This window comes from Polaribacter sp. WD7 (genome assembly GCF_003335085.1).
GTDB lineage: Bacteria > Bacteroidota > Bacteroidia > Flavobacteriales > Flavobacteriaceae > Polaribacter.
The window spans coordinates 250,763-272,416 of the sequence record NZ_QPEJ01000018.1 but is presented as its reverse complement, the minus strand read 5'-3'; the positions used below and the strand labels follow the sequence as shown (position 1 = coordinate 272,416).

Genomic DNA, 21,654 nt, shown 5'->3' with positions numbered 1-21,654 from the left:
TGTTATTTTATATGTTCTTTAATGACTTTTTCTGTCTTTTCTAATAATTCTTCAAAGGGGAGACTGTCTATTTTTATGGGTTTGTGTGTTGTAATTGTCATTGGACTACCAATGCCTAAAGGAAATTTTCCATATTTAAATACTTTCCAAGAATTATTAATTGTTAAAGGTACAACGTAACCTTCTTTATTAAATTTTGCAATTACCTTTAATCCGTTAGAAGAAAAACGTTTTGGTGTGCCGTTTCTACTTCTTGTTCCTTCAGGAAAAATAATAGCTCCCCATTTGTTTTTATTAATATTTTTAGAAAATTTAACCAATTCACTAATAGCTTGTTTTGGGTCTTTTCTATCTATTAATGCTGCTCCTCCTTTTTTTAAATTGAAAGAAACACTAGGTATGCCTTTTCCTAACTCAATTTTTGCTACAAATTTTGGTTTGTGTTTTCTAAAAAACCATCCTATTGGAGCAATATCAAAAGTAGATTGATGATTGGATACAAAAATTAAAGAAGTATTTTCTGGCAATTTGTGTTTGTTGATTAAACGAACAGGTACTCCTATAATCAACATTGATTTTACTAAACAATAATTTAATGCATTAATTACTTTTTGATGTGCCTCTCTACCAAAGACATTAAAGCTAATCCATTGTAATGGATGAAAAATGACTAAAAATAAAAAAAACACCAATGCAAAGATTGGTGATAATATGTAGCTAAATATTTTCATATAGTTTAGAACCAGTTACTCCAAGGTATTCTAGAAAGTACTAAAAATAAGGCTGCTCCATAAAAAATTGCAAAAGTTTTAAATTTTGCAGCAGCTTCTGCTTTCTTTTTGTGTTTAGACCAACCAATTGTAATTAATACTATTGCTATAATCATTACTAAAGGATGTTCTAAAGCTAATAATCTTGCTTCACTAACCTTCATTGTTTCTGCTATATTAGCATATCTACCTTCATAAATATATAAAGCTACTCCTATTAAAAGTTGTATGTGAGATACAATTAAGGTAAATAAACCTAGTCTTAAATCTTTGTCTGTAAATTGTTTCTTTTTGCTTAACCCAATAATTGCATTAACAACTGTAAAAATTAAAATTGCTAAAACAATATATGCCCAATACGAGTGAATTTCTTTCATAATTCTAAATATATTTATACGTACAAAGTTACGTATTTTAAACCAAAAAAAACCACCTCAAATGAGGTGGTTTATAGATATTTATTTTTATATCCTTTTAAACGTATTAGTTAAAAGTATATCTGATTCCTAATTGAGCTTGCCATCTAGAAGATTGAATTCCTAAATCATCAATTAAGTTATCTGTTCTACTTACATCATTTGGATCAAAAATAAATTCTGGGTCTGCTGTACCGCCACCATTTTCTACTTGTAGAACACTAATGTCATCTGCAAAATATCTTACTCCCCAGTTTTTATTTAACAAGTTGGTAAAGTTAAAAACGTCTGCTGTTAATTGAAGTGTGTGGTTGTTTTTACCTGATTTTAATTTGATGTCTTGTACAACTCTTAAATCCACGATATGACTCCATCTTGCTCTATCTGCATTACGCTCTGCATACTGACCTCTTCTTGAACTTAAATAATCATTACCATCAATAAAGGCATCTAACGCAGCTTCTTGTTCTGCAACAGTAGAAGTTACAACGCCATTCCTATCGGTTATTGGAACCAAGTTTACATCTGAAGCACTTTCTGGAACAAAGAATAATGCATTATCTCTAGAATCATCATTTAAAAGTGTTCCATCATAGATATAAGAAAATGGTTGTCCTTGAAAACCGTCATAGAATAAACCTATTGTAGTTTTTAAAACATCATTCCATTTAAAATCTATGCTTGCATTAGCCAAAGCTCTATGCCCTTGAGCAAAATCTGATGTTGATAATCTTGGGCTATTTTTTCCATCTCTGGTAATAATATTTCTCCATTGAGAACTGTTTTGAGAGCTTGTACCATCAAAAATAGATGTTGCATCTCCGTAAGAATAACTCGCAGTAGAGAACACGTTTATAAATTCACTTCTGTAGTTTTTACGTAATGTAAATGTGGTATTCCAAGACTCTCCTTGACTAGTATTAGAAGCCAAAATAATTCTATCGTAAGTTCTATCTATTGGGTTTCTTCTATTATAAAATGGTCTATTATCTGCACCATTTAAGTTTCCTACAGGACCTCTAACATTTAAGTTTTCATAAAACACTTGGTTTATTGTGTTTTGGTACGTTGCATCTACTGTAAAAGAGAAACCGTTTTCTAACTTTTGATCCCAAATAAGATTGTATTTTGCTATTTGAGGTAATTTAAAATCTGGTGCAAACAAATCTACGTTTCCTCCTGTTTCTCCTGTTCCTGGAACAGCACCTACAGGTTGATTGTTGATATCTGGATTAAATGTAATACCATTAGTTCCTGAAAAGAAACCTCCTGTAACACCATTATTATTATAAGTAGCACCTGGCCAAACAAATGGTAGTCTAGAAGTAAATACACCTATACCACCTCTAATTTGTGTTTTAGACTCTCCATTAACGTTCCAGTTAAAACCTAATCTAGGAGAAAAATGAATTTGTGTATCTACACCTTTACCTACTCTAGCTCCTTGTAAATCTTTTCCTTCTGCTTCTAAACCAGCAATTGCTCTAGTATTAAAATCATCATTAGCTAAACCACCTTCCCAAACAGGAACATCAAAACGTAAACCTGCAGAAAGTTTAAAATTGTCTGTAACTTCATAATCATCTTGTACATAAAAACCTAATTGCATTGTATTAAATTCTGCTGCACCAGAAGAAGTATCTCCAACACCAGGAGCAAGTAAAGAATATCCTCTATCAAAATCTCTTAAATTTGTATTATTGATAAAATCGTCTATAGAATCATATCTATATTGGCCGAAGTTAAATGCAAAGAATAAGTTTTTAATACTTGCAAATTCGTTATGAGTTCCAAAAGTAAATGTGTGTTTACCAGAGTACACTTGAAAGTTATTTGTGATTGTTAAAATATCTGTATTTAATAAGTTTGCTGTAGAAAATGGTTCTGCACCAAATGTAATACCATCACTTCTAAATACGTTAAAACCATCTCCTATTTGTACAGAAGGAAAAGGATCTCCTGCAGGGTCTCTATCATCTCTAACACTTGTGTATCCTACTAATAAGCTATTAGATGTTTTGTCTCCTTGGTAGTTCCATTCTAAAGATAAAGAATTTGTTGTTGTTTTAAACAATTCTGCTCCGTTAGAAAAACCTAAGTCATTAAAATCTGAAGTTCTAGCCTCTAGGTTGTCTCCTGTTACTAAGCTATATCTTCCTGTAAACTTATGTTGTTGGTTAAGGTTGTAATCTAATCTTGTTGTAAATTTTTGACCTTCTAAACTACTTAGCGCATTGTCAAATCTACCAATATCGTAATTAAACGTATTTAGTACATGGTTTCTTAATCTGTCTATGTCTGCTGCATTAGAGTTACCCCCATAGCTTGCCAAATCAAAAGGAGCAGGAATTTCATCATTTTGTCTTTCGTAGTTTACAAAGAAAAATAATTTATCTTCTATAATAGGGCCTCCTACTCTTACTCCATAAGTTAGTGCAGAAAAATCATCTAATTTTTCTCTAGTATCTGTATTTAAATCTACAGGTGTTCTACCTGCTAAAGATTCATTTCTTAAAAAAGAATATACAGAAGCTTCTATGTTATTAGTACCTGATCTTGTAATTGCACTAATTGCACCACCAGTAAAACCTGATATTTTTACATCAAAAGGAGCAATGTTAACTTGAAACTGCTCTATAGCATCTACAGAAAAAGGGCTAATACCTGTTTGACCACCGTTTGTACCTGAACCTGCTAAACCAAAAACATCATTATTTACAGCTCCATCAATATAAATGGCATTATACCTATTGTTTTGACCTCCTATAGAAATAGAAAAACCATCATTTCCTTCAGAAATTTGAGTTTGTGGAGTTAGTCTTACAAAATCTGCAATAGATCTAGATGCTGCTGGCGTAGAATTTATTTGTCTAAGATTAATTGTTGTTTCTGATCCTGTTTTATTACCGTCTATGATACCATCTGAAGGTGCAGTTATTACAATTTCATCTAGTTGACTTGCAGATTCTTGCAATACAACATTGATTTTTTGTGTTTGCCCTAATGTTAAAAAGATATTCGATTTTTCAAAACTTTTAAATCCTACATAAGAAACGGTAATACTATAAGGACCACCTACTCTCATGTTAGAAATTCTGTAAAAACCATCGAAATCTGTAGAAATTCCGTACTTAGTTCCTGTAGGAGTATGAATTGCTAAAACAGAAGCTTGAGGAAGTGATTCTCCAGATTTGTCTACAACTTTACCACTAATTGAGGATGTTGTAACCCCTTGCGCAAAAACGGAAGCAGCAACAAAGAATATTGCAACTACCAATAAATTTTTAAAATTTTTCATTAATTTGAATTGAGTTATTAGATCTTTTGCAAAATTCTAATATTTAACAATCTCAAATGTTAATTCAATGTTAAGTTTCGAAAAACTAATTAACATATAATTAACTGATTAACAGTTAATTAAAAAAATTTAATTATTAAGAAAAAGAATAAAAAAAAGTTAAAATTTTAGTATTTTAACAATTCCGTTACTTACTGTTGTTTATTTAACAATTTCTTCGCTAATTCTTTTCCTAATTCTACACCAAATTGGTCATAACTATAAATATTCCATAAAATTCCTTGCGTGAAAATTTTATGCTCGTACAACGCTATGAGTTTTCCTAAAGAGTGAGGTGTTAATTTATCAAAAAGGATAGCATTACTTGGTCTGTTACCTTCAAACACCTTAAATGGTAGTAATTGATTGATTTTATCTTCGTCTCCAGAAAACTTAAGTTCTAAATGAACTTCTTCTTTTGTTTTACCAAAAGCTAAAGCATCTATTTGCCCATAATAATTTGCCATTAATTTTTTGTGATGCTCTGTTAAACCGTACAAGGACTCTTTATAACCAATAAAATCTGCAGGAATTAACTTTGTACCTTGATGTACTAACTGCATAAAGGCATGTTGCATATTTGTACCTGTACTACCCCAAACAATTGTTCCTGTTTGGTACGCTATTGTATTGCCATTTCTATCTACACCTTTACCATTACTTTCCATAATAGCTTGTTGTAAATATGCAGGAAGCTTAGATAAATATTGAGAATAGGGTAAAACAGCTTCTGTTTCTGCTTTGTAAAAATTGTTATACCAAACACTTAATAGAGCTAAAATAACAGGAATGTTGTGCTCAAAATCTTCATTTCTAAAATGATTATCCATTTCTTCTGCACCTGCTAACAATGCCTTATAATTTTCAAAACCTACAGACAAAGAGATTGATAAACCTACTGCAGACCAGAGTGAAAAACGTCCTCCAACCCAATTCCACATAGGAAAAACGTTATTTTTATCTATCCCAAAACGATCTACAGCCTCTAAATTGGTAGATACTGCAACAAAATGTTTAGGAATATCAAAAATAGTAGCTGATTTTAAAAACCAATTTTTAATGGTTTCTGCATTACTAATGGTTTCTTGTGTGGTAAATGTTTTAGAAACAATAACAAATAATGTTGTTTCTGGGTTTAGGTTTTTTATAATCTCAGAAACATGGTCTCCATCTACATTAGAAACAAAGTGCGTTGTCAATTGGTTTTTATAAAACTTAAGCGATTCTACTACCATATCTGGCCCTAAATCTGAACCTCCAATACCAATATTAACAATATCTGTAATCGCTTTACCTGTATATCCCTTCCATTTCCCTGAAATTACTTTATTAGAAAAACTTTTAATTTTTCTAAGCGCTGTTTGAATTTTAGGTTTGATGTTTTTACCGTCTACTAAAACAGGTTCTTCAGAAGTACTTCTTAAAGCTGTATGCAAAACAGCTCTTCCTTCTGTTGCGTTGATAATTTCTCCTGTAAATTGTTTTTCAATAGCGTCTTTTAAATCTACTTCTTCAGCCAATTTCACAAGTAAACTTAAGGTTTCTTTTGTAATTCTATTTTTAGAAAAATCAACCAATAAATCGTTAAATTGAATAGAAAAATTTTCTTTTCTATGCTCTTCTTTAGACAAATTTTTAATAGTTATGTCTTTGGTTTCATTAAAATGATTTGCTAATGCAGACCATGCTTCTGTTTGAGTTGGGTTGATGTTTTTAAGAGCCATTTTTTTAGTTTTGAGCGATATCTATTACTTCTGGTTCTTCCACCGGAAGTATATTATGATCTAGTTGATATTTTAATGGTTTTATAAAAGTTAAATACCTTGGCTTTACACTTTTTTGAAGAGGTTTAGCAGAAGGTAATTTTTGCTTAAAAGGATCTACTTGCTTGCCGTGTTTCCAAAAACGATAACATACGTGTGGGCCACCTGTGTTTCCTGTCATTCCTACCCAACCAATAACTTCTCCTTGTTTTACGTAATCTCCTTTGTTTACTTTGCGTCTTTGCATGTGTAAGTATTGAGTAGAATAGGTACTATTGTGTTTTATTTTTACATAGTTGCCATTACCTCCTTTTTTTCTAGATTCTGTTACTGTACCGCTTGCTGTTGCAATAATAGGCGTACCTACATTAGCAGCAAAGTCTGTACCTCTGTGAGGTCTTATTTTGTTACCATAATACGCAATTCTTCTTCTAAGGTTGTAACGAGAAGACACTCTATATCTAAATTTTATGGGTGCTTTTAAAAATTGACTACGTAGCATATTCCCTTCTTCATCGTAATACTCTGGAATTCCTTTACTACTATCTGCAACAAATCTAAAGGCATATAAGTTTTTTCCTTTATGCGTAAAAACTGCCGATTTTATATCTCCATAACCTGCAAATAAAGAGTCTTTGATAAATTTTTCTTCAAAAATTAATTTAAATGTATCTCCTTTTTGGAGCTTGTAAAAATCTAAAGTCCATGCATATATATCTGCAACAGCCCATGTTAAATTGGGGTTCAAATGCAAACTATCCATGGTATTAGAAAGGTTAGAGTAGATTTTACCTTCTACAATTCTTTCTACAGTTTTTATGGGTTCTTTAAATCGTTGTGCTGTAATTGTAGAATCTTTAAAATCTACGATTGTAGCATTTATCCTATCGTGCTTATAAATAAACACTTGTGCTTTTTCTAAAGAATCTTTGCTTGCTAAAATGGTATAAGGTCTTCCTGCTCGTACTCTTCTAACGTCAAAGGTATTTTTAACTTTGCTTGCTATCTTATTAATTTTTGGATAAAACACATGGTGTCTGTCTAAGATAATCCCGAAACTTTCTCCGTTTTTTATAGTATCATGAATTACTGTAAAGTTGTCTAAATTGTAACCATACTTTATTATGGGTTTGGGTTTCTCTACAATTTTTGCAGTCTCTTTAACAACCTCTTTTTTACAAGAAGAAAAGGACGCTATTAAAATAAAAAGAAAGAATACTTTTTTCAAAAAAATTAGCATTAGGTTAAACTTCTCAAAAGTACAAATAAAAATGATTTTTTATCGATTGTAATCTATGAAGTTTCTATATAAATTTTGCTACTTTTTTAAAAATGGATTTGCCAAACCTTTGTAAGCTTCTAGTTCTGCTCGTAGAGATCCTACAGCTAAATCAGCTTTTAATTTTACGGGTATTTTATTACTATCATCAGTAATCCAAATGGTAACACTTTCTTGCTCTTTAAAGATTCTACCAGACTGCACTAAAGGTCTAAATATCAGTGTTTTTATTTTACCAAATTTAGTTTTTAAAATTTGCCTACCCATAAACCTTAGTTTAAAGTTATAAGTTTGAGCGTCTAAAAACATGTCTAAAATAATTTCTTCTCCTTTTTTCATTTGAGAAACATCTCTATTTCTTAAAAAATAAAAAGAAGATAGCATGTCTTGAACATTTTGGAAAGCTATAGAAGAATCTTTTTGTTTTAAAAAGTCTTGAACGTAAGCAGTATTGGTATTGTAATCAAAAGAGGTTATGGTGTGTTTCTTATACCCACCTTCGTTTATTTTTCTTTTAAACACGTATGGTTTTATGGTATCTAAATCAAAATAAGATTCGTAAGTGTCATCTACTTCAAAAAACCAACTTATCATTCCTGAAGTCCATCCTTTTCCTTTGGTATAGAACACTTTTTTACCATTTAAATCTACTTCTTTAAGTTCTAAGACAGCAGATCCAGCTCTTAAAAAGCCACTGTAGCTCATTTTATAACGTAACCACTCTCCGTCTTTAAATGCTTGTGGTTTTTCTTGACCAAAAGCAGTTGTCAAAAAAAATAAAGTGAATATAAATGGTATTATTCTTTTCATAAAAATCAAACTTATAAAAAAGGAATGACAATTACTGTTCCAAAACATAAAAAAGTCATTTACTAACTTTTTGTAAATGACTTTTTAACGTTTTCTTTATATAAGTATCTTTAATCTTGTTCAGGTTTCTTATTTTAAAAAGCACCCCAGTTGTTCAATTCATCTTCACTCCATAAATAAGGATAAAAAATTCTTCTTTGGTATTTTGGGTGCATATATTTACGCCAATTACTACCACCTGTTGCTTCTAAATCTGTCTCTTTGCCTCCTATATATTTTGCTGCAGCTTTGTAGTGTTGCATTACCCATTTTACGTTAACAGTGTAATCATAATGACGCATTGCTTTAATTAAATCTTCATCTTCTTGAACTTCTTTTGGAAGTTGTTTAAATTTTAAAGACAAATTGATATCATTATAATCTTCCATAAAATCTATAAAATCTCCCATATATTTTTTTTCAAAAAGATTTAATAAGGTAGATTTTTGACCAGTAGTATAATTTTTACCCGCTGCTTGCCAGTACAAATGATTGTATGCGTTTTTAAAAGATGAACTTCTGTTAATTGTATTTCTAAACCTAACGTCTATGAGATTAATGAGTTCTGTAGAAGCAAATTCTATTTTTCTGTATTGTGCTGATTGAAAACCACTTGCTGGTGTTAATGTATTTCTGAATTTTAAGTACTGTTCGCGCTCCATACCTTCTGTCATTACAGAAAAGGAGTTGCATAACATATCAAAATAACGACTAATTCTGTTTAAATGCATTGTAAATTTAGTTGCAGAAATTTTTATGAGTTTTGCAATCTGATCTATTTCCCAAAGTATCATTTTAAAAATTAGTTCGTTTACTTGATGATACATGATAAACACCATTTCATCAGGCTGATTGGTTCTTGGTGTTTGTAAGCCTAAAAGTGCATCTGTTTGAATATAATCCCAATAGGTAATAGGTGTACTGTGCAATAACCCTTGCAGCATAGCATCTACAGGAACACCTAATTTATCGTATTTTTCTTCTATAGCTTTTAAAATTTCTTCTCTGTTCATTATTGATTATTGTTAAACAAAGATAAAATAGTTTCATAAATAAAACCTTTCAGGATTTTGAAACCTAAAAGGTCAAGAAACATGACTTTTTTTGAAAATCTAATTTACTTATAAAAATTAATACCTATTGGTATGATTAAAAGCATAAAGAAAACTACTAGAATAGCATAAATTAGTAATTTGAGAATAGGATTTCTTATCGTTTTTTTCTCAAGTATATTCAAAAATAGTTTTAGGGTTTTACTCATTTTTATCTCATATCTCTTTTATTACTTTTTAGAGTTCTTTTCTCTATTTAAAGAGTTCCTCTTTTTTGTTGTTCTCTTTCTATAGATTCAAACAGTGCTTTAAAGTTACCGGCTCCAAAACCTTTGGCTCCCATTCTTTGAATAATTTCAAAAAATAAGGTAGGTCTGTCTTCTACTGGTTTTGTAAAAATTTGTAATAAATAACCCTCTTCATCTGCATCTATCATAATTCCTAAAGCTTTTAGCTTTTCAATATCCTCTCTTAATTCATGGCTATGTTCTTCTAAACGACCAGGTACTGCTCTGTAATATTCTTCTGGTGGTGTAGATAAAAATTCTACTCCGTTAGAACGTAGTTGCGAAACTGTTTTTATAATGTCATCTGTTGCTACAGCTATATGCTGCACTCCTGCACCTTCATAAAAATCTAAATATTCTTCTATCTGCGATCGTTTTTTACCTTCTGCGGGTTCATTTATTGGGAATTTGATTCGTCCATTTCCATTAGACATCACCTTACTCATTAAAGCAGAATATTCTGTGTGAATTTGTTTATCATCAAACGATAAAAAGTTTTCGAAACCCATAACCTTTTCATACCATTTTACCCAAATATCCATTTGGTTCCAGCCTACATTGCCTACCATATGGTCTATGTATTTTAATCCTGCTGTTGGTGGGTTATAATCAGATTCCCATTTTTGAAAACCTGGTAAAAAGGGTCCGTTATAGTTTTTACGTTCTACAAACATGTGTATTGTTTCTCCGTATGTGTAGATTCCTGATCTTACAACTTCGCCAAATTCGTCTTTTTCTACTGTTGGTTCTAAATACGACTTTGCCCCTCTTGAGGTAGTTTCTTTATACGCTTGTTTTGCATCTTCTACCCAAAGTGCTACTACTTTTACACCATCTCCATGTTTTACAATATGGTTATTTATAGGAGACTTACTACTTAGTGGTGTAGTTAGCATTAACTTAATTTTATCTTGTGTTAAGACATAACTTACCGAATCTTTTGACCCTGTTTCTAAACCACGGTATGCATGAGATTGAAAACCAAATGCTGTTTTGTAAAAATGGGCTGCTTGTTTTGCATTACCTACATAAAACTCTACATAATCTGTACCCAATAGCGGAAGGAAATCTTGAGCGCCTTCAAATATTTTTTCTAAACCGTAGTTTACTGATTTTATTTCTTTTTTACTCATTTTTTATGTTTTATAGAAAAGAGAATCAAGAAGCAAGAATAGAGACTTTTAGAGCTTATTTTGAAAGCCCATTGTCATTTTTTGAAATTCTTGAATTTTTAATTCAATCTTTGTTAATTGTTCTTTATCAATGTACTTCCTTTTAAATGCAATTATTAATTGTGTTTCCAGTTCGAAAGAAGAACCTAAAGCAATGTCAATATAGTGAGAAAAAGATTTATCCGTTCTTGATGAACCTTCTGCAATGTTACTAGGAATTGAGATAGAACATCTATTAATTTGAGAAATTAGTCCAAATCTTTCATCTTTAGGAAAATTTTCAATTATAGAATAGACGTCATCAACAATTTCGATTCCAATTTTCCAAATCTTTAAATTCTTATAATTGTGCCTTTGCCTTTTCACCATTCTCTTTGTTCTTTACTCTTTGCTCTCTTCTCTTTTTTACTCCAACCAACTCTTATAATAATCTTCGTCTGCAATTTTCATTGCTTCTTCTGTAACTTGTAAAGGCTTAAAGGTATCTACCATTACTGCCAACTCTTCTGTTTTGGTTTTACCTATACTTTTTTCTGTTGTACCTGGGTGTGGACCATGTGGTATGCCTGCTGGATGTAAGGAAATATGACCTGCTTCTATATCGTTTCTACTCATAAAATCGCCATCTACGTAATACAAAACCTCATCTGAATCTATGTTGCTATGATTGTAGGGAGCTGGAATTGAGTTTGGATGATAGTCATACAAACGCGGAACAAAACTGCAAATTACAAAGGCATTGGTTTCAAAAGTTTGATGCACTGGTGGCGGTTGATGAATGCGCCCTGTAATGGGTTCGAAATCATGAATAGAAAAGGCATACGGGTAATTATAACCATCATAACCAACAACATCAAAGGGGTGTGAGGCATACACCATTTCTATGATTTCATTTTGTTTTTTTACTTTTATTAAAAAGTCTCCTAATTCATTGTGAGTTTCTAATTCTTCTGGTCTGCGTATATCTCTTTCACAAAAAGGCGAGTGTTCTAGCAATTGACCAAACCAATTGCGGTAGCGTTTGGGTGTATAAACGGGTGAATAGGATTCTACGATAAAGAGCCTGTTGTCTTGTGAAGCGAAATCTAATTTGTAAATAACTCCTCTAGGAATTACCAAGTAGTCTCCGTATTTGAAATTGATATTTCCTAAATGTGTTCTTAATTTGCCTGTTCCTTTATGAATAAAAACAACTTCGTCTGCATCTGTGTTTTTGTAAAAATATTCTGTTGTAGATTGTTTGGGTGCAGCTAAAATGATGTTACAATCAGAATTTGTAAGTACAATTTTTCTACTTTTTAAATAGTCATTTTCTGAGGGTATTTGAAATCCTCTTAATCTATATGATTGAATATTATTTGCTTTGGCAATTTTAGGTTTTATAGCATATTGCTTTCGTATTTCTTTGACCATTGTTGGTCTGTGCTCATGATATGAGTTTGTATACATTCCGTCAAAACCAATAGTACCAAAAAGCTGTTCAGCATAGAGGCTTCCGTCTTTTTTACGAAACTGAGTGTGTCTTTTGGGGGGTATTTTTCCTAATTTATGGTAAAAAGGCATAATTTTATTAATTTATCATTTCTGTAAAAACAGAAATCTTGTTAATAGTTGTTCTTTTGTATATTGAGGTTCCTAGCTATACAGGAATGACAGAAAAAAAGCCTTATTCTGGATTGCGTTTTAGTAAGAACTTTAAGTAAGAAAGTAAACATAAAAACATCTCAATCGATTTCGTTAATGTAACAAATATACAAAAAGTACATCAGAAAGTTTTGTTAAGAATTGCATGTAAACTCGTGTAATATATTGCATTAAAAATAGTTGAGTAGCGTTCATAAAAAAACCGAAACAAATTGTTTCGGTTTTTCATACTTTTTAAAAAAAAGATTATTCTGTTGGTAATCTTTCGTCTATCATCTTTAAAGGCATGTCTCCCATTAAATCAAACACGTCTATAATACTTCTTACGGTATCTTCTTCTTCTACTTGCTCATTAACAAACCATTGTAAAAATACTTCTGATGCGTAATCATTAGTACTTCTGGCTTTGCTAAAGCATTTGTAAATAGATTGTGTTACGTGAATTTCTTGATCTAAAGAGGTTTCATAAATTGCTCGTAAACTCTCAAATTCATTGTTTACAGTGGGTATTGCAGGTGAAATTGCTGCTCCTCCAGCATCGTTTATGAAATTGAAAATCTTCATTCCGTGTTCTCTTTCTTCTTCTGCTTGTTTGTAGAAAAAAGCTTTACTATTTACTAGTTCTCGCTGATCACACCAAGAAGCCATAGCTAGGTATGAAGCAGATGCATGCATTTCTAATTCTATTTGTTGGTTTAAGACATCCATCACTTCTGGATTGATTGTCATTTGTCTTCTAATTGCCGTCTTCATAATAATAGTTATTTACTATCAAATATACGATAAAAAGAGTTTATTCTTATGGTAACTATCAAAATTTAAAGGTAATCTAAATAAAGGCTATTTCCTTATCGTGCTATAACTAATAGCTATAAAAACAAAGTTCTATTTCTTCCTTTAAGTCTAGAAGTTTAGGAATTTCAAGAAAAACCAAATGTTGTCTGTCAGCAACAGACAATAACACAAAGTTCTCATTATCTATAATACGTTCTAAATTTTCTGGTGCAGTGTAGTTATTTATTTTATGACGAAGTTGCAATAATTGCGGAAAAGTAAGAAACATAAGCTTGTCATCTATCGTTAATTGATATTGACAAAAGGTTACTTTTTGCAGCTGTATGCTAAATTGTATGTCTCTAAAGATATTCATGCTGCAAAAATACCTATTTATTTAGAATAAATAAAAATAAACTTTGTAAAAAAACGTGAAGTATTTTAACAATAATGCAAATCTGTTAAGTAACAGCCATTTTTACGAAGCATATGAAACTGAATTCCTTTATTTTAGAAACAAAAAAAGCGCAAGTTTTTCAACTGCGCTTTGTCATTTTTAAGCTATTAAATACTATGCAACGTTAATCACTTCTTCTATATGCGGTGCATATTTTTTTATAGTAGCTTCTACTCCGTTTTTTAACGTCATTTGGTTTACAGAACATCCTGTACAGGCACCCTCTAGTTGTACTTTTACCAAAGTATCTTCTATAGATAATAGTTTTATATTACCTCCATCACTCATTAAAAATGGACGAATTTCATCTAATGCCTTTTCTACGTTATGCAATGTTTCTTGTGCTGTCATAATTCTACTTTTTAACGACACTACAACCACTCATAGTTGTAATTCTAACAACTTCTGTTGGTGGTAAATTAGCGTTTCTTTTTAACAATTGAGCAACCATTTCTTTCGTAATATTTTGAAATGCTTCTTCTAAAACTGTGCCTTCTTGCAATGCTACTGGATGACCAACGTCTCCTGCTTCTCTAATACTCTGTACCAAAGGAACTTCTCCTAAAAATTGAGTACTGATATCTTCTGCTAAATTTTTGGCCCCATCTTGTCCAAAGATATAATATTTATTGTTTGGTAACTCTTCTGGCGTAAAATATGCCATATTTTCTATAATTCCTAAGACAGGAACATTTATACTTTCTTGCTGAAACATTGCTACTCCTTTTTTAGCATCTGCTAATGCAATATTTTGTGGTGTACTGACTACTACTGCACCATTAATTGGTAAAGATTGTACTATAGATAAATGTACATCACCTGTACCTGGAGGTAAATCTATCAATAGAAAATCGATATCTCCCCAATCTGCATCAAAAATTAATTGCTTTAAAGCTTTAGATGCCATTGGCCCTCTCCAAATTACAGCTTGATCTGGGTTTGTAAAGAAACCTAGTGACAATAATTTTACTCCGTAATTTTCTATTGGCTTCATTTTAGAGCGTCCGTCTACATTTACAGAAAGCGGTTTTTCTTTTGCTACATCAAACATAATATGTTGTGATGGGCCGTAAATATCTGCATCTAACACACCTACCTTAAATCCCATTTTAGCCAATGATATAGCTGTATTTGCCGTTATTGTAGATTTACCTACGCCTCCTTTACCAGAAGCTATAGCAATAATATTTTTTATATTAGGTATTTCTTTACCTCTAATTAAATTTGGATTTTCTTTTGGTGCTGGCTTTTCTACTTTTACAGCTACCTTTACATCTATATTTTTAGCAACATTTGTCTGTATTGCTTTTATAATTTCTGTCTCTATTTTCTTTTTTGCTTGTAAAGTAGGGTTGCTAATGGCAACATCTACATTTACTTCATTTCCAAAAATTACAACATTAGTCACGTTCTTATTTTCAACCAAACTTTTTCCTTCTCCAGGAGCTGTTATGGTTTCTAAAGCATTGTATATATCTTGTTTTGTAAAACTCATTTTACGATTTTCTTGTTCAAATTTAATCTAAGATACAAAGATACTTTTAAAAAAATTCTTAAAGAAATAATGTGGTAACTACTACTATTAAAATAGTCTTAAAAGTTTATTTACAGTGATTTAGTTTTTATTTATAAAAAAAAATCTTATATTTATGTCATAATTAATCCCTTAAACAATTATGAAAAACACTATTCCCCCAAAGTGTGTATTTCTTTTTTTAGTATTCACTTTTAGTTTTCAAACTTTATTTTCTCAAGATTTAGCACAAAGTACATCCTTAAGGCCATTTGCAAAAATGTATCGTCTTTCTAATAACGTGGTTATTAAAAATGCAATATTAATGGATGGTAAATACACCTACAAATTTAAAGAAAGAGACATTTTAGTTGAAATTAAAGGTGATACATACTATGAATATCACCCTGAAAAAGAGTTCATAAAAGCTAAAATTGACTGGTTGTCTGAGTATGAATATGAACTTACCATTATTGATATGGAAAAAAGAGGTGTTCCATTTAAAATTGGAAGTAAGTTAAGCGCAACAATTACAAAAATTGAAGGTGACAAATTTTTTTATACTTCTAGATTGAAAGATAAAACAGCTAAAGGAAGTTTCATAAAATTGAAACAATAAATTATTTGTTCTAAACCTTTATAGCATAGAGTTAAATTTAAAGAACTCATCAAAAAAAATTGATGAGTTTTTATTTCCTGTTTTTAAAAAAATACGAAAATTATACGTTATAACTCCTCTGCGGGATTCCAAAAAATTGTATCAAAATCTTGAATTTGATTTTCAATTACAGCCACACCTTCATTTTCTAACAACTGTTGCATAAGGTTTGTACCTTCAAAATGATGCTTTCCTGTAAGTATTCCTTTTCGATTCACAACTCTATGCGCTGGCACTTCTGGATGTTGATTTGCAGAATTGTTCATAGCCCATCCCACCATTCTTGCTGATCTTGCTGCGCCTAAATATTTAGCAATTGCACCATAACTTGTTACTCGTCCGTAAGGAATTAAGCGTGCTATTTGGTATACTTTATCAAAAAAATTTTCAGTTGTACTCATGTTTATGAAAATATGAAAAACAAATATAACCTGTTATATATTTTAATAAAACTCTTTTAATTGTAGTAAATTTTATCTTTTTATATAGTGCTACGTACAGTTTTGTAGCTCAAAATCAATGAAGCTAACAGTTTTGTCAGAAATAACACAAAAGTGAAATTTTTTAATACTTAAGTTTAAATTGTATGTACGTAATGGGTTTTCCTACTGATAAGTATTGTTTCTCATAAAACGTTTGAGTTTCTGTTACTTCTTTAGGAGAACCTTCATTTTTATACACATTATGGTTGGCATTTAGGATCTCATGGCCTTCACCATGCAGCAAACCTAACGTATAACCATGCATAAATTCACTATCTGTCTTTAAGTTTACCAAACCTTCTTCCTTTAAAATTTGGTGATATTTTTTAAGAAAAGAAGTATTGGTCATTCTATGCTTTGTTCTCTTATATTTTATCTGAGGATCTGGAAATGTTATCCAAATTTCTGAAACTTCATTTCTATCAAAAATATGATGAACCAATTCTATTTGAGTTCTTACAAAAGCAACATTATCTAAATTTTCTTCTAATGCAGTTTTTGCGCCTCTCCAAAAACGAGCGCCTTTAATATCTATACCAATAAAATTTTTGTTTGGGTTTTTACGAGCCAATGCAATGGTATACTCTCCTTTACCACAACCCAACTCTACAACAACAGGATTATTGTTGCCAAAAAAAGAATGCCATTTACCTTTAAGAGAAAAGTTAGTAACTACTTCTTCTCTTGTAGGTTGAATGACATTTTTAAACGTTTCATTCTCTTTAAAACGTTTTAGTTTGTTTTTACTTCCCAATTTTTCTGAAGTAAATTAAGCTCTATCTTCAGTTCCTTCGTCTAAAAACTTCTTAGACTGTTTCATCCAGTAAGCAAATAAAACCAACAGAATTAATAAAAACCCCCAATTAATTGCGTTAGAAGTCCACCATCCAAAATCAGACAATGCTACATCTAAACGTAATGCTTTAAAGGGTAAGAATAAAAAATCTGTAAATAAACTTCCTATCCATCTAAAAATATTGCTTGCTATCATAACTTAATTATCTTTACACTGCAAAAATAACAAAAGAAACAATGTTAGCCAATTTTTTAGAGAAATCTAAACCTATAAATTTTATAGTGTATTTAAGTGTGTTTTTTTGTTTCTTTTTATTATCACTAATTACACATTTTTTTAATGATGGTTTTAGTTGGAGTAAGACTTTTGAAAGTGTTGTATTCTTCTTCTTATTTTTAATCATTTTTTTCTTTTACAACTTTATTGTTACTAAGAACAAGTTGACTTTTGATCATTCATACGCATTTTTTATTTTTACTCTTATTGCTATTCTTCACTTTTCTTTTCTTTTTGAATTTAAACCACTGATAACATTTATATTACATCTACTTTATTTAAGAAAAATATACAGCTTACGCTCTTCTAAAAGTATAATTCAAAAACTGTTTGATAGTGGGTTTTGGCTTGGTGTTTTATTCATTTTAGAGCCTTATTGTTTTGTGTTTTTTTTGGTAACACTTACTGCAATACTGTTATATCAAAAACTTACAATCCAAAATTTAATAGCACCTATTATTGGATACATAACTCCATTAATTATATATTTTACCTATCTATTTTGGGTAGATACTACTAATAATTTTATAAAACTTTTTACTGTAGATTTCATATTTGACTTATCAACATACACAAAAAACTCCACTACTTGGAGCACTCTTGTACTTCTTTTATTTACTTTAATTGCACTTATTTTGAAATCTCCAAAAGCTATGTCTGTAAATAATAGTTTTAAAAAAAGCTGGCAATTACTAATTATAAACTTACTTGTAAGTCTTTTTTTTGCTATACTTACCAATACGAACCAAGGTTATGAAACGTTATTCTTATATGTACCTGCTTCTATAATAATAGCCAATGGTTTTGAGGTACTTCAAAAGAGAATGGTAAAAAACATATTGATTTTTATCTTTATGATGGGAACAATTATTGGTTTTTGCTACCTATAACTTTTTTCCGTATGCCAGATCTCCTGCATCACCTAACCCTTGCACAATATATCCTTTATAGTTCAATTTTTCATCGATAGCGGCTATCTATAAATGCGTATTTTTTGAAAATTTATTTTATTCCGTCTTTAGCACCAATTACAGATACAATATCAATTTCTTTAAGAGTACCTTTTTTACTGTATGGCTTCTAAAACAGCTACTAAAGATTTTCTTGTAGCCAACATTGGGTCTGCTAAAAGCAAAACTTTATTTTCTATAGATGGGCTGCAAAATACGCTACCACAATTTCTAAATTTTTATCTTGGTTTGGGTGATGACGATATGCAGATATAAACGCATTTTCTGCATCATCAAAATAATTAAACAAACCCTAATACAAGGGTAAACTTGCTCTTAGTACAAGAAAATTGTTTACTTAGTTCATATCCTAGAATTTCTCCTATTATTTCTATATTTCTCCTAAATCTGAGTTAATCTTTTCGTGGGCTAACATTTCTAATTTCTGTTATAAATGTATTAAGAATAACCTGTTGTGTATTTTGAAAAATTCTGTCAATTTGAGTAGATTTTATGATTGAAATGAGTAAAATTTATATCGAGAATAAGAATTTTTAGCTTATAAATAGTTCTCGATACAATTTTTCGTTCCTCAAAATCACTCGAACTGACAGTTATCTAGCTTCTGCGCCAAAATGCACAACGGGTTAAGAATAGAATTGTATTCTTGTAGATGGTGGATGATCATTTTTTAATTTTATACAAAGAAATTTACTTAAAATAGCCATTATTTGTATATTGCAGTAACTTAATTTCCATCTCCTGTTGGAACAACTAAAAGTTAACAACCCAACTTAAAAGAGTTTTAGCTAATTACTGAAACTCTTTTTTTGTTCATCAAATAAAGTATCTTTGCCATTCATCTAAAACGTTGATTTTATGATTCAATCTATGACAGGTTACGGTAAATCTGTATTGCAATTACCTACCAAAAAAGTTACCATAGAAATTAAATCGCTAAACAGTAAAAATCTTGACTTAAATGTCAGAATTCCTTCTTATTATAAAGAAAAAGAACTGGCTGTTCGTAAAAAATTAGCAAGTGCATTACTTAGAGGAAAAGTAGATTTTTCAATTTTTGTAGAAATGACTGCAGATGAAACCTCTACCACTGTAAACCCTGGAGTAGTAAAAGAATACATGCAACAACTTAGAAAAATGATTGAAGCTGATACTTCTACTGATATTGAACTTTTAAAAATGGCTGTAAAAATGCCTGATGCACTTAAAACAGAACGTGAAGAATTAGATGAAACTGAGTGGTCTACCATAGCGAAAGGAATAGAACTAGCAATTAAAGATATTGTACAATATAGAATTGATGAAGCAGCTTCTTTAGAGATAGATTTTAAACAAAGAATTGTTAATATTAAGGCATTTTTAGAAGAGGTCAACGATTTGGATGGTGATAGAATAGACAATGTAAAAACAAGATTACAAAAAGCTATAGATGAATTAAAAGTAGAAACGGATGAAAATCGTTTTGAGCAAGAATTGATTTATTACTTAGAAAAATTAGATATTAATGAAGAAAAAGTACGTTTAGCAAATCATTTAGATTACTTTTTAGAAACCTTAGCTTCTCCAGAATCCAACGGAAAAAAATTAGGCTTTATCGTACAAGAAATGGGAAGAGAAATTAACACTACAGGTTCTAAAGCCAATTTTGCCCCTATGCAAAAAGCGGTTATTCAAATGAAAAACGAATTAGAGCAAATTAAAGAACAAATTTTAAACGTTTTGTAGGTAAAACGTATTTTTAAACTTGTTTCAGAATCATATTTACCTTGTAAGGTTTTGACAACCTTAAAGGGAAAAATTATAAAGTATATGTCAGATTTTCAAGGAAAGTTATTTGTGTTTTCTGCCCCATCTGGGTCTGGTAAAACAACTATTGTCCGTCATTTATTACAACAAGATAAATTTGGTTTAGAATTTTCTATTTCTGCAACGTCTAGAGCACCTAGAGGTACAGAAAAAGACGGAGAAGATTATTATTTTATTTCTTTAAAAGAGTTTAAAAATAAGATTAAAAATGACGAATTTTTAGAATGGGAAGAAGTCTATAGAGATAACTTTTACGGTACCTTAAAAACTGAAGTAGAACGTATTTGGGCAGAAAAAAAACATGTTATTTTTGACATTGATGTTGCTGGCGGATTACGAATTAAAAGCAAATTCCCAGAAAAAACCTTAGCTGTTTTTGTAAAACCTCCTAGTATAGACGAGCTAAAAATTCGTTTAAAAAAACGCTCTACAGAAAGTGATGATAAAATAAATATGCGCATTGCAAAAGCATCTGTAGAATTGGCTACTGCACCTCAGTTTGATAAAATCATCAAAAACTATATCTTAGAAGATGCTTTGCAAGAGGCTGAAGATTTGGTGGGCTCGTTTTTAGAATTATAAAATAATAAGTAATACGATTTCTTGATACAATTGTTCCATGAATCTGCCCTTTGCAGCTAAACTCGTAAATCACTCAAAATGACAAACTCATTTTTACCCTTAATTTAAAAGCTGTCAGTTTCAGTGAATTTGTAAAGAATGAGCAAATTTGTATCGAGAACATTTAAGAATTGAAATGAAAATAGGTTTATATTTTGGTACATTCAATCCAATTCATATTGGGCATTTAATTATTGCCAATCATATGGTTGAACATTCTGATTTGGATGAAATTTGGATGGTTGTCACACCTCACAATCCGTTTAAAAAGAAAAGTTCACTATTAGAAAATCATCATCGTTTTGAGTTGGTGTACAGAGCTACAGAAAACTACTCAAAAATTAAACCCTCAGATATAGAGTTTAAATTACCGCAGCCTAATTATACTGTACATACCTTAGCACACATTTCCGATACATATCCTAACAATGAGTTTTGTTTAATTATGGGAGAAGATAACTTAAAAGGGTTTCATAAATGGAAAAATTATGAAACTATTTTAGAACATCATCATATTTATGTGTATCCTAGAATTGCTGAGGGTGTTGTAGCGCATCAATTTAAAAATCACCCAAAAATTCATAAAGTATCGGCACCTATTGTTCAAATCTCTTCTACAATGATTAGAAATGGTATTAAAAACAAAAAAAATGTACAACCTTTACTTACCAATGAAGTATGGCAATATGTAGATGAAATGAACTTTTATAGAAAATAATTTATTTATTTTT

The 21,654-nt window shown here is 30.6% G+C and carries 23 protein-coding genes and 1 pseudogene; 5 read left to right on the top strand and 19 right to left on the bottom strand.

The genetic code is table 11. From position 1 onward, the window contains the following. Positions 1-2 precede the first annotated feature (2 nt). The 14 genes from DUT90_RS10480 to DUT90_RS10415 all read right to left on the bottom strand — a co-directional run bounded on the left by DUT90_RS10480 (position 3) and on the right by DUT90_RS10415 (position 15,295). The gene (locus DUT90_RS10480; protein WP_114427138.1) at positions 3-731 is read right to left on the bottom strand and encodes a 1-acyl-sn-glycerol-3-phosphate acyltransferase; all 729 of its coding nucleotides are present in this window, start codon (positions 729-731) and stop codon (positions 3-5) included. 5 nt (positions 732-736) lie between these two features. Next, on the bottom strand, positions 737-1,147 hold the full coding sequence (locus DUT90_RS10475; protein ID WP_114427137.1) for a hypothetical protein: 411 nt from the start codon (positions 1,145-1,147) through the stop codon (positions 737-739). Positions 1,148-1,253: 106 nt separating this feature from the next. Then, positions 1,254-4,484: a TonB-dependent receptor gene (locus DUT90_RS10470; RefSeq protein WP_114427136.1), complete on the bottom strand. Its 3,231-nt coding sequence runs from the start codon at positions 4,482-4,484 to the stop codon at positions 1,254-1,256. Between the two features lie 191 nt (positions 4,485-4,675). Next, positions 4,676-6,247 carry a glucose-6-phosphate isomerase gene (gene pgi, locus DUT90_RS10465; protein WP_114427135.1) on the bottom strand — a complete coding sequence of 524 codons (1,572 nt, stop codon included), beginning with the start codon at positions 6,245-6,247 and terminating at the stop codon, positions 4,676-4,678. A gap of 4 nt (positions 6,248-6,251) precedes the next feature. Continuing rightward, on the bottom strand, positions 6,252-7,514 hold the full coding sequence (locus tag DUT90_RS10460) for a peptidoglycan DD-metalloendopeptidase family protein (RefSeq protein WP_114427659.1): 1,263 nt from the start codon (positions 7,512-7,514) through the stop codon (positions 6,252-6,254). A 90-nt stretch (positions 7,515-7,604) separates the two neighbouring features. After that, positions 7,605-8,375 carry a DUF3108 domain-containing protein gene (locus tag DUT90_RS10455; protein ID WP_114427134.1) on the bottom strand — a complete coding sequence of 257 codons (771 nt, stop codon included), beginning with the start codon at positions 8,373-8,375 and terminating at the stop codon, positions 7,605-7,607. A gap of 134 nt (positions 8,376-8,509) precedes the next feature. Beyond that, the gene (locus DUT90_RS10450; protein ID WP_114427133.1) at positions 8,510-9,427 is read right to left on the bottom strand and encodes a tryptophan 2,3-dioxygenase family protein; all 918 of its coding nucleotides are present in this window, start codon (positions 9,425-9,427) and stop codon (positions 8,510-8,512) included. A gap of 295 nt (positions 9,428-9,722) precedes the next feature. Next, positions 9,723-10,886 (bottom strand): 4-hydroxyphenylpyruvate dioxygenase, encoded by a 1,164-nt coding sequence (gene hppD, locus DUT90_RS10445; RefSeq protein ID WP_114427132.1) that lies wholly within the window; start codon positions 10,884-10,886, stop codon positions 9,723-9,725. 48 nt (positions 10,887-10,934) lie between these two features. Continuing rightward, positions 10,935-11,294: a four helix bundle protein gene (locus tag DUT90_RS10440; protein ID WP_114427131.1), complete on the bottom strand. Its 360-nt coding sequence runs from the start codon at positions 11,292-11,294 to the stop codon at positions 10,935-10,937. Positions 11,295-11,330: 36 nt separating this feature from the next. Beyond that, on the bottom strand, positions 11,331-12,488 hold the full coding sequence (locus tag DUT90_RS10435; RefSeq protein WP_114427130.1) for a homogentisate 1,2-dioxygenase: 1,158 nt from the start codon (positions 12,486-12,488) through the stop codon (positions 11,331-11,333). Positions 12,489-12,815: 327 nt separating this feature from the next. After that, positions 12,816-13,322 (bottom strand): ferritin, encoded by a 507-nt coding sequence (locus tag DUT90_RS10430; protein WP_114427129.1) that lies wholly within the window; start codon positions 13,320-13,322, stop codon positions 12,816-12,818. Positions 13,323-13,431: 109 nt separating this feature from the next. Continuing rightward, a complete protein-coding gene (locus DUT90_RS10425) occupies positions 13,432-13,719 on the bottom strand; it encodes a hypothetical protein (RefSeq protein ID WP_114427128.1) in 288 nt (95 codons plus the stop codon). A 195-nt stretch (positions 13,720-13,914) separates the two neighbouring features. Next, positions 13,915-14,151, bottom strand: a complete 237-nt coding sequence (locus DUT90_RS10420) for a NifU family protein (RefSeq protein ID WP_114427127.1) — start codon at positions 14,149-14,151, stop codon at positions 13,915-13,917. Positions 14,152-14,155: 4 nt separating this feature from the next. Beyond that, complete coding sequence (locus DUT90_RS10415) at positions 14,156-15,295, bottom strand: Mrp/NBP35 family ATP-binding protein (protein WP_114427126.1); 1,140 nt, start codon at positions 15,293-15,295, stop codon at positions 14,156-14,158. A 181-nt stretch (positions 15,296-15,476) separates the two neighbouring features. Between DUT90_RS10415 and DUT90_RS10410 the strand changes: the two genes are divergently transcribed. After that, complete coding sequence (locus DUT90_RS10410) at positions 15,477-15,932, top strand: hypothetical protein (RefSeq protein ID WP_114427125.1); 456 nt, start codon at positions 15,477-15,479, stop codon at positions 15,930-15,932. A 107-nt stretch (positions 15,933-16,039) separates the two neighbouring features. Here the strand turns inward: DUT90_RS10410 and DUT90_RS10405 are convergent, their stop codons facing one another. From DUT90_RS10405 to DUT90_RS13580, 4 genes are all read right to left on the bottom strand, one after another. After that, entirely contained in the window at positions 16,040-16,372 is a 333-nt protein-coding gene (locus DUT90_RS10405) for an MGMT family protein (protein ID WP_114427124.1), read from the bottom strand. Between the two features lie 163 nt (positions 16,373-16,535). After that, positions 16,536-17,207, bottom strand: coding sequence for a tRNA (guanosine(46)-N7)-methyltransferase TrmB (gene trmB, locus DUT90_RS10400; RefSeq protein WP_114427123.1), 672 nt, complete (start codon positions 17,205-17,207; stop codon positions 16,536-16,538). A 15-nt stretch (positions 17,208-17,222) separates the two neighbouring features. Then, entirely contained in the window at positions 17,223-17,444 is a 222-nt protein-coding gene (locus DUT90_RS10395) for a DUF6341 family protein (RefSeq protein ID WP_114427122.1), read from the bottom strand. A gap of 13 nt (positions 17,445-17,457) precedes the next feature. After that, on the bottom strand, positions 17,458-17,652 hold the full coding sequence (locus tag DUT90_RS13580) for a hypothetical protein (protein WP_114427121.1): 195 nt from the start codon (positions 17,650-17,652) through the stop codon (positions 17,458-17,460). Positions 17,653-17,917: 265 nt separating this feature from the next. Between DUT90_RS13580 and DUT90_RS13575 the strand changes: the two genes are divergently transcribed. Further along, on the top strand, positions 17,918-18,415 hold the full coding sequence (locus DUT90_RS13575) for a hypothetical protein (protein ID WP_147266210.1): 498 nt from the start codon (positions 17,918-17,920) through the stop codon (positions 18,413-18,415). Here DUT90_RS13575 and upp read toward each other — a convergent pair. Continuing rightward, positions 18,410-18,975, bottom strand: a pseudogene (gene upp, locus DUT90_RS13525) (uracil phosphoribosyltransferase). The gene DUT90_RS13575 and the pseudogene upp sit on opposite strands and share 6 nt — an antisense overlap. 379 nt (positions 18,976-19,354) lie before the next feature. Here upp and DUT90_RS10375 point away from each other — a divergent pair. From DUT90_RS10375 to nadD, 3 genes are all read left to right on the top strand, one after another. After that, entirely contained in the window at positions 19,355-20,221 is an 867-nt protein-coding gene (locus tag DUT90_RS10375; RefSeq protein WP_258848544.1) for a YicC/YloC family endoribonuclease, read from the top strand. Between the two features lie 84 nt (positions 20,222-20,305). Then, positions 20,306-20,884 carry a guanylate kinase gene (gmk, locus tag DUT90_RS10370; protein ID WP_114427119.1) on the top strand — a complete coding sequence of 193 codons (579 nt, stop codon included), beginning with the start codon at positions 20,306-20,308 and terminating at the stop codon, positions 20,882-20,884. 175 nt (positions 20,885-21,059) lie between these two features. Then, positions 21,060-21,641 (top strand): nicotinate (nicotinamide) nucleotide adenylyltransferase, encoded by a 582-nt coding sequence (nadD, locus tag DUT90_RS10365; protein ID WP_114427118.1) that lies wholly within the window; start codon positions 21,060-21,062, stop codon positions 21,639-21,641. Positions 21,642-21,654 lie beyond the last annotated feature (13 nt).